Annotated in this window: 12 protein-coding genes and 1 pseudogene; 7 read left to right on the forward strand and 6 right to left on the reverse strand. The window is 73.6% G+C overall.

The genetic code is table 11. The annotated features are described in order from the left end of the window. Positions 1-140: 140 nt before the first annotated feature. From C1I92_RS19295 to C1I92_RS19310, 4 genes are read left to right on the forward strand one after another with little or no spacing between them, the layout of a single operon-like run. A complete protein-coding gene (locus C1I92_RS19295) occupies positions 141-2,399 on the forward strand; it encodes an HAD-IB family hydrolase (protein ID WP_199521379.1) in 2,259 nt (752 codons plus the stop codon). Next, positions 2,396-3,181 carry an SDR family NAD(P)-dependent oxidoreductase gene (locus C1I92_RS19300; protein WP_111256276.1) on the forward strand — a complete coding sequence of 262 codons (786 nt, stop codon included), beginning with the start codon at positions 2,396-2,398 and terminating at the stop codon, positions 3,179-3,181. The genes C1I92_RS19295 and C1I92_RS19300 overlap by 4 nt, the downstream gene beginning before the upstream one ends. Continuing rightward, a complete protein-coding gene (locus tag C1I92_RS19305) occupies positions 3,178-3,975 on the forward strand; it encodes a lysophospholipid acyltransferase family protein (protein WP_111256277.1) in 798 nt (265 codons plus the stop codon). Before C1I92_RS19300 ends, C1I92_RS19305 begins: the two co-directional genes overlap by 4 nt. Further along, the gene (locus C1I92_RS19310) at positions 3,972-5,660 is read left to right on the forward strand and encodes an FAD-binding oxidoreductase (protein WP_111256278.1); all 1,689 of its coding nucleotides are present in this window, start codon (positions 3,972-3,974) and stop codon (positions 5,658-5,660) included. Before C1I92_RS19305 ends, C1I92_RS19310 begins: the two co-directional genes overlap by 4 nt. On the opposite strand, the gene C1I92_RS19315 is transcribed toward C1I92_RS19310, so the two are convergent. Continuing rightward, a complete protein-coding gene (locus C1I92_RS19315; protein WP_199521380.1) occupies positions 5,620-6,867 on the reverse strand; it encodes an MFS transporter in 1,248 nt (415 codons plus the stop codon). The two genes, C1I92_RS19310 and C1I92_RS19315, sit on opposite strands and share 41 nt — an antisense overlap. Before the next feature lie 98 nt (positions 6,868-6,965). Between C1I92_RS19315 and C1I92_RS19320 the strand changes: the two genes are divergently transcribed. Further along, positions 6,966-7,592, forward strand: a complete 627-nt coding sequence (locus tag C1I92_RS19320; protein WP_111256280.1) for an HD domain-containing protein — start codon at positions 6,966-6,968, stop codon at positions 7,590-7,592. A gap of 4 nt (positions 7,593-7,596) precedes the next feature. Here C1I92_RS19320 and C1I92_RS19325 read toward each other — a convergent pair whose 3' ends face one another. Then, positions 7,597-7,857, reverse strand: a complete 261-nt coding sequence (locus C1I92_RS19325; protein WP_111256288.1) for a DUF4031 domain-containing protein — start codon at positions 7,855-7,857, stop codon at positions 7,597-7,599. A gap of 25 nt (positions 7,858-7,882) precedes the next feature. Next, complete coding sequence (locus C1I92_RS19330) at positions 7,883-8,587, reverse strand: copper homeostasis protein CutC (RefSeq protein WP_111256281.1); 705 nt, start codon at positions 8,585-8,587, stop codon at positions 7,883-7,885. A 38-nt stretch (positions 8,588-8,625) separates the two neighbouring features. Between C1I92_RS19330 and C1I92_RS19335 the strand changes: the two genes are divergently transcribed. After that, complete coding sequence (locus C1I92_RS19335; RefSeq protein ID WP_233507098.1) at positions 8,626-8,967, forward strand: DUF8819 family protein; 342 nt, start codon at positions 8,626-8,628, stop codon at positions 8,965-8,967. 7 nt (positions 8,968-8,974) lie between these two features. Here the strand turns inward: C1I92_RS19335 and C1I92_RS35325 are convergent, their stop codons facing one another. Then, a complete protein-coding gene (locus C1I92_RS35325; protein ID WP_267896758.1) occupies positions 8,975-9,109 on the reverse strand; it encodes a hypothetical protein in 135 nt (44 codons plus the stop codon). Between the two features lie 169 nt (positions 9,110-9,278). Here C1I92_RS35325 and mftD point away from each other — a divergent pair, with 169 nt between their 5' ends. Then, positions 9,279-10,457, forward strand: a complete 1,179-nt coding sequence (mftD, locus tag C1I92_RS19340; protein ID WP_111256289.1) for a pre-mycofactocin synthase MftD — start codon at positions 9,279-9,281, stop codon at positions 10,455-10,457. 8 nt (positions 10,458-10,465) lie between these two features. Here the strand turns inward: mftD and C1I92_RS33920 are convergent, their stop codons facing one another. Both C1I92_RS33920 and C1I92_RS33925 read right to left on the reverse strand, forming a co-directional pair. After that, positions 10,466-10,810, reverse strand: coding sequence for an Imm1 family immunity protein (locus C1I92_RS33920; RefSeq protein ID WP_158564203.1), 345 nt, complete (start codon positions 10,808-10,810; stop codon positions 10,466-10,468). Positions 10,811-10,875: 65 nt separating this feature from the next. Beyond that, a pseudogene (locus C1I92_RS33925) lies at positions 10,876-11,663 on the reverse strand (mycofactocin biosynthesis glycosyltransferase MftF); the annotation flags it as partial.

Here is an 11,663-nt window from a genome sequence, read left to right on the forward strand (position 1 = left end):
CCGAAACATCGCTCGACAGCGAGCGACGGCACTGCCTGGGGAGGGCGCATGGCATCTGACTTCGACCTGGCACGAGCCGGACGCGGCGCCCTGGGAACCCACCGGTGAGCGCCGCCACGGCCAGCGGAGGACACTCGATCTTGCACGGCGCACACGTTCTGCTCACCGGCGCGACCGGCTTCGTCGGACAGGCGCTGCTGGAGAAGCTGCTGTCCAGCTACCCCGACACCCGGGTCAGCCTGATCGTGCGCCCGCGCGGCGCACTGAGCGCTCAGGACCGCATCGACCGGCTGTCCCGCAAGCCCGTCTTCGGCCCCTGGCGCAAGGCCGTCGGCGAGGACGAGGCGGAGCGGCAGTACCGCGAGCGGGTCACCGTCCTCGAGGGCGATCTCGGCGAGCTTCCGCCGCTGCCCGGTGACGTCGACGTCGTCATCCACTCCGCGTCGACGGTCTCCTTCGACCTGCCGATCGACGAGGCGTTCGCCTCCAACGTGTCCGGTCCGGAGTCGCTGTACAGCGCGCTGCTGGCCGGCGGCGCCGACCCGCACGTCGTGCACGTCTCCACCGGCTACGTCGCCGGACTGCGCAAGGGCATCGCCGAGGAGCGCAGCCTCGAGCACGAGGTCGACCGCGTCGCCGAGCTCGCCTACGCACGGACTGCCCGGCCCGACGTCGAGCGGCTGTCCCGCAACCCGCGGCTGCTGCGCCGACTGCTCACCGAGGCGCAGGAGCAGCACCGCCGGGCCGGCGCGAGCGTCGTCACCGATGCCGCCGAGCAGGCCCGGCAGGACTGGGTCCGGGCCGAGCTGATCGAGGCCGGCCGCACGCGCGCGCAGAGCCTGGGCTGGCCCGACGTCTACACGTTCACCAAGGCGCTGGGCGAGCGCGTCGCCGAGGACCTCTGGGCCGGCAACGGCCACCGCCTCACGATCGTCCGGCCGACCATCATCGAGTCGTCGCTCAAGCACCCGTTCCCGGGCTGGATCGACGGCTTCAAGGTCGCCGACCCGCTGATCGCCGCCTACGGCCGCGGCCTGCTGCCGGAGTTCCCGGCGCTGGCCGACACCGTGCTCGACGTCATCCCGGTCGACTTCGTCGTCAACGCCGCGCTGGCCGCGGCCGCCGCGCCACCGCCGGCCGGCGAGGCGCAGTACTTCCAGGTCAGCTCCGGCATCACCAACCCGCTGCCGTTCGGCCGGCTGCTGCGGCTGGTGCACGAGTACTTCGAGGCCAACCCGCTCAAGGACGCCAAGGGCCTGGTCGCCGTCCCGTCGTGGTCGTTCCCGCACCGCGGGGTCGTCGAGCGGGCGCTGCGCCGCCGCGAGCGCGTCGTCGACCTCGCCGACAAGGCCGTCGACCGGCTGCCGCCGAGCGAGCGGTCGCGCAAGTGGATCTCCACCATCTACCGGGCCCGGCGCGACCTCGACACGCTGCGCAAGTTCACCTCGCTGTACCAGCCTTACACCGAGACCGAGGTCATCTTCGACGACGCCCGGCTGCGGACGCTGCACGCGGCGCTGCCCGACGACCGCAAGGCCGACCACGGCTTCGACGTCACCGAGATCGACTGGGCGCACTACCTGCAGAAGATCCACATCCCCGGCGTGCCCGGCCTGACCCGCGGCAGCGGCGGCGACGAGCGCGCCGGCGGCCCGACGCCGCTGGAGCTGCCCCAGCGCACCGACGTGATGGCCGTCTTCGACCTGCAGAAGACCGTCGCCGCGGCGACGCTGGTCGAGCACTACGTGTGGATCGAGCTGGCCGCCAAGCCGCTGTCGCGGTGGCCGGTCGTGCTGAGCAACCTGGTCGCGCTGGGCCCGCGCTACCTGCAGGCCGAACGGCGCGACCGCGGCGACTTCATCCGCACCTTCATGCGCCGCTACGAGGGCGTCAACGAGAACGAGCTGCGCAAGGTGATCGCCGACGAGGTGACGGTGTCGCTGCACCGTGGCCTGTTCGAGCAGGCGCTGGAGCGGATCAAGGCGCACCGCGCGGCCGGGCACCGCACCGTCCTGCTCACCGGCGAGATCGACGTGTTCGTCGAGCCACTGGCGCCGCTGTTCGACGTCATGGTGGCCGGCAAGATGGAGTCCGATGAGGACGGCCGCTGGACCGGGCACCTGGCCACGCCACCCCTGGTCGGCGAGGCGCGCGCGGCCTGGCTGCGCCGCTACGCGCGGACCGAGGGCCTGGACCTCACCGCCTCCTACGCCTACGGCGACAGCTACGCCGACCGCTCCTGGCTGGAGGCGGTCGGCCACCCGAACGCCGTCAACCCCGACGCCAGCCTCTACCGGTACGCCAAGTCCAAGCGCTGGCCGGTGCACAGCTGGACCACGACTGCCGAGGGCCGGCTGTCGCCGGTCGTGCGCAGCGTCCGCGGAGCACGACGGGCATGAACGGGCCGCTGCTCACCGGCCGGGCGCTGATCACCGGCGGGACGTCGGGCATCGGCCTCGCGTTCGCGCAGGCGCTGGGCGCGCGCGGCTGCGACCTGGTCCTGGTGGCCCGCGACAAGGACCGGCTGGAGAGCACCGCCGAGGACCTGCGCCGGCGCCACGGTGTCGACGTCGAGGTGCTGCCGGCCGACCTCGCCGACCGTGCGCAGGTCGACACCGTCGCCGACCGGCTGGCCGACGACGACTCCCCGATCGAGGTCTTCGTCAACAACGCCGGCAAGGGCGTGCACGCTCGCCTGGTGACGGACGACACCAGCGAGCACGAGCAGGCGATCGACCTGATGATCACCGCGGTCCTGGTGCTCGGCGCGGCCGCCGCGCGCACGATGCGCGAGCGCGGGCACGGCGTCATCGTCAACGTGTCGTCGGTCGCCGGGCTGATCACGATGGGCGGCTACTCGGCGATCAAGTCATTCGTCCGGACCTACTCCGAGAGCCTGTCGCTGGAGCTGGCCGGCGCCGGTGTGCAGGTCACGGCGCTGCTGCCGGGCTGGGTGCGCACCGAGTTCCACCAGCGGGCCGGCATCAGGACCGGCTCCATCCCGTCGTCGCTGTGGCTCGACCCGGACCAGGTGGTGGCCGGCTGCCTGGCCGATGTCGAGAAGAAGCGGGTCCGTTCGGTACCGTCAGCACGGTTCAAGGTCCTGGCCTGGCTGGCCGAGCACGCCCCTCGGGCGGCGGTGCGCAAGGTCACGGCACGACTGGTGAGCGGGCGACGATGAGCGAACTGCCGAGTACGAAGAGGTACCACGCGGCCTGGCATCGCTGGGCCCGGTTCGTCGCGCAGCGGATGCTCCTGCGCCCGGTGGTGCACCTGACGACGAAGGTGTCGGTGCGCGGCGCGGAGAACCTCGACGGGCTCGACGTCCCGTTCGTCGTCGTGGCCAACCACAACAGCCACCTCGACGCGCCGCTGCTGGTCACCGAGCTGCCCCGGCGCTACACCCGCACGATGGCCGTCAACGCCGCCGCCGACTACTTCTACCGCTGGTGGTGGATGAAGGCGATGACGTCGGTGTTCTTCAACACCTACCCGGTCAGCCGCACCAACGCCGACATGGGCAAGGGCCGCGGCCTGGCCAACCGGCTGCTGAGCGAGAACGTCCCCGTCGTCGTGTTCCCCGAGGGCACCCGGCGCAACACCGAGGGCGGCGTCAAGCGGTTCAAGCCGGGCGCGGCCGCGCTGTGCATCGCGCAGGGCGTGCCGTGCGTGCCCGTGGCGATCATCGGCACCCACGAGGCGATGCCGGTCGGACACTTCTGGCCGAAGCCGGGCCGGCCGCCGGTGGCCCTGGTGATCGGCGCGCCGATCCGTCCGCAGCCCGGCGAGCGGACCCGTGAACTGACCGAACGGCTCGAGGCGAAGGTGGCCGCGATGGCGGCGACCGGCGACCCCGGCGCCGAGGGGAAGCCACTGCACGACGCCGCCGGACCGGCCCAGCCGGCCGACCACGCCGAGCAGACCGAACAGGCGGAACAGGGCAGCGATCGCGCCCAGAAAGAGGAGGCGTCGTGACGGGTGTCAAGCACCAGAAGTGGTGGGGCTGGGGTGTCGAGGGCATCAGCTTCACCCACGAGGACAAGCCGAAGCTGGCTCCGTTCGTCATGGAGAAGATCGGCATCGACCTCGACGCGCCCGGCACGCCTCCGCCCGCGTTCGAGGACCTCAAGGTGCCGGCCTCCCAGCTGCCCGACGATCTCGCGGCGAAGCTGCGCGACGCGCTGGGCGAGCAGTACGTCGACACCAGCGACCTGGACCGGGTCGTGCACACGTACGGCAAGGGCCTGGTCGACCTCGTCCGCATCCGCGCCGGCGACCTGCCGCGCGTCCCCGACGTCGTCGTCTACCCGGCCGACGAGGACCAGGTGCGGCTCGTGGTCGACGCCGTGGTCGCGGCCGACGGCGTGCTCATCCCGTTCGGCGGCGGCTCGAACATCTCCGGCTCGCTGACCCCGCCGCCGGCCGAGCAGCGCGTCGTCGTGTCCCTCGACCTCGGCCGGCTGAACCGGGTGCTGGAGGTCGACGAGGCCGCCGGGCTGGCCCGGATCCAGGCCGGCGCGCTCGGCCCGGACCTGGAGGACCAGCTCAACGCCCGCGGCTGGACCATGGGCCACCAGCCCGACAGCTTCAAGCACTCGACGCTCGGCGGCTGGATCGCCACCCGCAGCTCGGGCATGCAGTCGGACAAGTACGGCGACATCGCCGACATCACCCGCGGCATGCGGGTCGTGCTGCCGGGCAAGGTGATCGTGCTGCGGCCGCTGCCGAGCACGTCGTCCGGGCCGAGCGTGCGCGAGATGATCCTCGGCTCCGAGGGCCGGCTCGGCGTCATCACCGAGGCATGGGTGAACGTCCACCGGCTGCCGGAGCACCGCGACATCGTCGCGTACCTGTTCCCGACCTGGGCGGCCGCCGTCGCGGCGATGCACGAGATCTCCGAGTCCGACGTCTCGCCGACGGTCACCCGGGTGTCCGACGCCAACGAGACCGCGTTCTCGCTGTCGATGCAGAAGCCGTCGAAGGGGTTGGCGGCCAAGGCCGGCCCGATCCTGTTCAACGTGCTGGAGCGGCGCGGCTGGGACCTCTCCGCGGCCTGCCTGTCCTACATCGGCTACGAGGGCTCCGACGCGCACCTCAAGCACGAGAAGGGCGTCGTCGGCAAGATCGTCAAGAAGCACGGCGGCATCAAGCTGGGCAAGGGTCCGGGCGCGCTGTACGACCAGAAGAAGTTCGACACGCCCTACATCCGCGACTTCCTGCTCGACATCGGCGCGCTCGGCGACGTGTCGGAGACCGCGGCGCCGTGGTCGAAGCTGATGAACCTGTACGCGAACACGATCCGGGCGGCCAACGACGCCTACGCCGAGATCGGCGTCACGGGCTTCGCGATGTGCCACCTGTCGCACAGCTACCACTCCGGCGCCTGCCTGTACTTCACCTTCGCGTTCCCGCCCAGCACCGACGTGCCGGCCGAGCAGATCGAGCAGTACTGGGTGGTGAAGAAGGCGATCCAGCAGTCGTTCATCGACAACGACGCGACCATCTCGCACCACCACGGCGTCGGCACCGACCACGCGCACTGGCTGGAGGACGACATCTCCCCCGCCGGCACCGACGTGATGGCCGGGCTGCTGAAGGCCGTCGACCCCGGCCGGAACCTCAACCCCGGGACGCTGCTGCCAGCTCACCGGGAGTGGTGACGGGGGCATTCGGGCGGGCGGTCCGCAGGCGGACGACGGCCAGCAGGACCGCGAGCGCCGCGGCGGTCACCGTCACGGCGAACGCGGGCCGGTGCCCGCCCAGGTCGGCCAGCCGGCCGGCGATGCCGGACCCGACGGCGTAGCCGATGCCGGTGGCGCCGGCCAGCAGCGTCATCGCGGCGCCGACGCGGGCCGGCGGCACCTGCCGCTCGGCCGCGGCGAACACGCTGATCATGTACGGCGCGACGGCCAGTCCCAGCACCAGCACGACCGGGACCAGCGCCGTCAGCGACCCGGCCAGCAGCAGCGGCGACGACAGCACGACCAGCCCGATCGCGGACACCAGGATCCGCTTGTCGTAGCCGAACCGGGCCGGCAGCGCCGCCGTCGCGAGCCCCGCCAGCACGCTGCCGACGCCGAGCAGGGAGTGCACCAGGCCGGCCAGTCCGGGCGTCCCCGCGTCCGTCGCCAGCGCCGTCGTGCCGGTCTGGGTGGCGCCGAAGATCACGCCGATGAGCAGCTGGGCCAGGCACAGGCTGAGGAACGCGACGGTGACGAACGCCGCGCCGTGCGCGGCCGCCGACGCACGCAGCGCGTGCGCCTGCCGAGCGGTCGGATGCAGCGCGAACCAGGAGCCGAAGACCGCCAGCAGCGCCGCGGCGGCCAGCAGCGCACCGCTCGGGCTCAGCGCGACCGCGCCCAGGCCGACCAGGGCCGGGCCGAGCACGAACGACGCCTCGTCGGCGGCGCCCTCGTAGGCGAACGCGGCGTCGACCAGCCGCGGCTGCGCGTTGCCGGTGCGGTGCGTGATGGGCCGCCAGCGGACCCGGGCCAGCGGGCCGACCTGCGGCATCGTGAACCCGGCCACGGCGGCGGCGACGACCATCGCGGCGGTGCCGGCGCCGGCGTGGACGGCCGCGACCAGCGCCGTGAGCGCGACGCCCGCCGTCAGCGACTGGGCCAGCACGACCGGACGCTGCCCGACACGATCGGCGAGGGCGCCGGCCAGTGGCGCGCCGACGGCGTTCGCGACGGCGAGCGCGCCGGCGGCCAGGCCGCCCGCGGCGTACCGGCCGGTGGCGTCGGAGACCAGCAGCAGCGCGCCGAGCTGGCTCATGGCCAGCGGTAGCCGGCCGAGGAAGGCGACGATGACGTACCCGGGACCGGCGAGCGAGAGCAGCCGGCGGTACGAGGAGATTGGCGACACGAGAGGGCTCCGTAGAAACGCTTCAGCGGCGCGCCTCCCCACCACCAGGTCGCGCACGGAACCCTGTGCTGGCGCCATTCTAGTCGAGAATGGGGCCCATGGACGAGTTGGAAGCCCGCTGGGCCGCGCTGGCCGGCGACACGGCCGCGGCGACGGCGGCCGGCGCGGATCTGCTGGCCCGCTGGCGCGAGGGACACCGTCACTACCACGCGACCGGCCACCTGACCGCCGTCCTGGACGCCGTCGACGAGCTGGCCGGCGCGGCGAGCGATCCCGGCGCCGTCCGGTTCGCCGCCTGGTTCCACGACGCCGTCTACGACGGGCGGCCGGGCGATGACGAGGCGGCCAGCGCGCGGCTGGCCCGCGAGGTGCTGACGGCGCTCGGCTGGCCGGCAGCACAGGTCGACGAGGTGGAGCGGCTCGTCCTGCTGACCGCGACGCACGACCCACAGGCCGGCGACGGCAACGGCGCCGTGCTCTGCGACGCCGACCTCGCCGTGCTGGCCGGCACCCCGTCGCAGTACGCGGCCTACGCGTCCGCCGTCCGCGACGACTACGCGCACGTGTCCGACGCCGACTTCGCCGCCGGCCGGGCCGCCGTACTGGCCCGGCTGCTGGACCGGCCGGCGCTGTTCCACACCGAGGACGGCCGCCGCCGCTGGGAGCACGCGGCGCGGCACAACCTGGAGACCGAGCTGGTCCTGCTGCGCGCCGCCGCCCCCTGACGGGTCAGTGCCGCTTGCGGCGGCGCAGTCCGGCCGCGCGCAGCCGGGCCACCAGCTCGCGGCTGCGCACCGGCACGGCGCCGGCGTCGACGGCGCGCTGGTAGTCCGCCTCCATCAGGTCGTAGTGGTCGCCGTCGAAACCGCGGGCCGGCAGCCCCAGCCGCGCCGCGAACTCGTGCAGCTCGTCGAACGACTCGTCCGACGCCAGGTGCGACCAGAGCCGGCCGTGCCCGGGCCAGGCCGGCGGGTCCACGAGCACCGTCACGGCCACACCCCGGCGTTCCCGGCACTCACAGAGCTGCCGCCACGGCGTCGTCGATGAGCACGCGCCACGACCGCACCAGCGCGGCGTCGACGTAGGCCTTCCACGAGCCGCCCGGACGGACCCGGCTGCCGACGTGGAACTGGCGCACGCCGGCCCGGGCCAGCCAGGGCACGTGATCCGGCTCCAGCCCGCCGCCTGCCATGATCACGCGCGCGGCGGTCTCGGACCCGGTCGCGCGGGTGCACAGCTCGTCCAGCCCGGAGCCGACGCCGCGCGCGGACCCGGCGGTCAGCACCGCGTCGAGGCCGGCCAGCCCAGGCACGACCGCCCAGGCCTCGTCGAGGTCGAGGCAGTGGTCGATGGCGCGATGGAACGTCCACGGCCGCCCGTCCAGCTCGTCGGCCAGCGCCAGCGTCGCCTCGACGTCGATCTCGGCGTTGAGGCCGAGGAAGCCGAGGACGAACCCGTCGGCGCCGGCGTTGGCGAGCTGGTGCGCGGCGATGCGCAGCCGGGCGAGCTCCGAGCCGCTGGTGGAGAAGCCGTCGTTGGCCCGCAGCATGACCCGCAGCGGCAGGTCGCAGACCTGCTTGAGATCGCGGACGGTGTCCAGGGACGGGGTGAGGCCGTCGGCGTCCATGTCAGCGACGACCTCGAGGCGGTCGGCGCCGCCCTCGACGGCGCCGGGCACGTCGCCGGGACCAAGCGCGATGACCTCCAGCAGCGGACGCACGTGGATCAGTGTGCCATTGAGATGGCACCATCGACGACGTGGTCGACGAGGTGTTGCTGGCGGCGCGGGCGGTGGTCCTGCGCGACCTCGGCGCGCGCCGGCTCGACGTCGCCGCCGCCGTCGACGTGCTGGACGCCGCGCTCCGGGAGCGCCGTTGGTGGGTGGAGCAGTGGCCGGACGGCGCGGCGTTCGTCGCCGGTCAGCTGGCCCAGGACGTGCAGGACCGGCTGCTCGACACCGGCGTGGGCCGGTGGCCCTCCTGCGAGCCGTGTGCCGAGGAGGAGCCGCACGAACTGCGGATCGAGCCCGAGCTCGGGCCCGATCCGCAGTGGGTGTGCGAGAAGACCGGCCGGCCGGTCGCGCCCCTGGGAGCGCTGTAGGCCTGGGTCAGGCCGCCCGTACCTGTCCGGGTCGCGCGTCGACCGGCACCCAGCGCAGCTCCGTCCGCGTGCGCCCGGAGATGTCGGTCACCGTCACCCAGCGGGCCACGAGCGTGGGGCGCTGGACCTGTGTCATCGTCACCTTGTCCGCTCCTTTCGGCCACTCACGAGTCAGGTGCTGTTCACCTTCTGTTCACTTAGCGTACCAGCATCGTTCGCCGTTGACGTCGCGGCTTCATTTTGGCCCTCGGTGCCATTATTGTGGGGGCAGCGGCACACAGGCGTGCCGACGAGTGAGGTCAGAGGTGGCGATGTTCGGCAGGAACAAGTGGTTCGAGACCGTGGCCGAGGCCGAGCGGCGGGCCCGCCGGCAGCTGCCGAAGTCGGTGTACGGCGCGCTGGTGGCCGGCTCGGAGAAGGGCCTCACGCTGCAGGACAACCTCGCCGCGTTCACCGAGCTCGGGTTCGCGCCGCACGTGGCCGCGACGTCGGACAAGCGGGACCTGTCCACCCACGTCATGGGCCAGGACATCGCGCTGCCGGTGATCCTCTCGCCCACCGGCGTGCAGGCCGTCCACCCCGACGGCGAGGTGGCCGTCGCGCGAGCCGGCGCCAACCGGGGCACCGCGATGGGGCTGAGCTCGTTCGCCAGCCGCTCCGTCGAGGAGGTCGTCAAGGCCAACCCGAAGACGTTCTTCCAGATCTACTGGCTGGGCAGCCGGGACGAGATGGCGCGTGTCCTCGACCGGGCCCGCCGGGCCGGCGCCGCCGGGGTGATCCTCACGCTGGACTGGTCGTTCAGCCACGGCCGCGACTGGGGCAGCCCGGTCATCCCGGAGCGGCTGGATCTCAGGACGATGCTGCGGTTCGCGCCGCAGGTGCTGCCGCATCCGGCGTGGCTGCTGCGCTACCTGCGGTCCGGGAAGCTGCCCGACCTCACCACGCCCAACCTCGAGGGCGCCGACGGCGTCGCGCCGACGTTCTTCGGCGCCTACGGCCAGTGGATGCAGACCCCGCCGGCCACCTGGGACGACGTCGCCTGGCTGCGGTCGCAGTGGGACGGGCCGTTCATGCTCAAGGGCGTCATGCGTGTCGACGACGCCAAGCGCGCGGTCGACGCCGGGGTCAGCGCGATCTCGGTCTCCAACCACGGCGGCAACAACCTCGACGGCACGCCGGCCGCGGTGCGCGCGCTGCGCTCCGTCGTCGAGGCGGTCGGCGCCCAGGTCGACATCGTCCAGGACGGCGGCATCCGGCGCGGCAGCGACGTGGTGAAGTCGCTGGCGCTGGGCGCGAAGGCGGTCATGATCGGCCGCGCCTACCTCTGGGGCCTCGCCGCCAACGGCCAGGCCGGGGTGGAGAACGTGCTCGACATCCTCAGCGGCGGCATCGACTCCGCGCTGCGCGGCCTCGGCAAGTCCTCCGTCCACGACCTCACCCCCGACGATCTCGTCATCCCGCCGGCCTTCCACCGGACCTTCGGCGCCTGACGCGCAGCTCAGTCGGGTTCGAGCACGAGTCCCGGCACGAACGGCGCCCCGGCGACGACGAACTCCAATGCGGCGGCCCGGCCGATCCCGGCCGGCACGACGAACCCGGCGGGGACCTCCGTGTGCTGGTCGCTGTAGCCGAAGACGACGGTCCCCTGCGCCGCGGCGGACCCGACGCTGTGCATCGAGTGGCCGAACGCGTCGACCCAAGCGAGCACGATGCCTCCGCCGACTTGGGCGACGACCAGGGCCGCGCCGGTGGGCGAGACGAGCTCCACAGCGGAAACGCCGTGGCCGGGGACCACGTCAGCCGCCTCGTCGAGGACCCGGTCGAGATCCTCCGCGGTCTCCACCGGCGATTCCCGCGCGCCGTCCGCGCCAGGTGGCACGTATCGGGCGAGCACGCGTCCCGGCCGGCTCACGTGACCCGGCCGGACCGCCGCGGGAGGAGCGGGCGGGCGGTGCGGGCACGGATCGCGCCGCGCCAGACGCCGGTGCCGTAGGCGAGGTCGTCGGCGGTGCTGGCGAGGGTCCAGCGCAGCGGGTCGAGGGACGGGCGCAGCCGCAGCCAGTCGCGCACGGCGGGGGCGGCGACCAGCGCCGCGAGCGTCGCCAACCGGCGGCGCCGACCTGCGGCCAGGGCGACGGCGGCCGGCAGGGCCAGCTGGGTGACGGCCCGGCCGGCGCCGGTGAAGGTCGCTGCGGTGGCCTCCGCGATCATCGCGGGCGCGATCGACCGTGGCAGGCCATCGGCTCGCAGTTTGGTCGCCAGCCGGGCCGAGGCGACCGCGCCCGTTGCCGCCGCGAGGAACGGGCGGCGGGCCAGCAGCAGCGCCGTCACCGCGGCCGGCCACGGCGCGACGACGAGTGGGGCGAGGCGATCCGGATGCCGCCGGGCCAGCGGACCGGCCGACGTCCCGTAGGAGTGACGGCGCCGCAGCCAGGCCGGCCAGGTCGCCGGCTCGGCGTGCGCGACGGTGACCGACGGGTCGTAGCGGACCCGCCCGCCCCCGGCGACGAGCCGCCAGACGGCGTCGACGTCCTCGCCGTAGCGCAGCGCCTCGTCGAACCCGTCCAACGCCGAGCGCCGGACGATCAGCGCCGCCGTCGGCACGTACGACACCCGGCCGCCGAGCCGCACGAGCGCCTCGTCCGGGCCGAGGTCCAGCGGCGACCGGGCGGCCGCGAACGCGCCCAGCACCCGCC

Source organism: Jiangella anatolica, from assembly GCF_003236295.1.
Classification (GTDB): Bacteria; Actinomycetota; Actinomycetes; order Jiangellales; family Jiangellaceae; genus Jiangella; species Jiangella anatolica.

Excerpts from the sequence above, each read along its gene's own strand:
- C1I92_RS19300 (WP_111256276.1), top strand. The coding sequence starts at position 2,396 with ATGAACGGGCCGCTGCTCACCGGCCGGGCGCTGATCACCGGCGGGACG.
- mftD (WP_111256289.1), top strand. The coding sequence starts at position 9,279 with ATGTTCGGCAGGAACAAGTGGTTCGAGACCGTGGCCGAGGCCGAGCGG.
- C1I92_RS19320 (WP_111256280.1), top strand. The coding sequence starts at position 6,966 with ATGGACGAGTTGGAAGCCCGCTGGGCCGCGCTGGCCGGCGACACGGCC.
- C1I92_RS19305 (WP_111256277.1), top strand. The coding sequence starts at position 3,178 with ATGAGCGAACTGCCGAGTACGAAGAGGTACCACGCGGCCTGGCATCGC.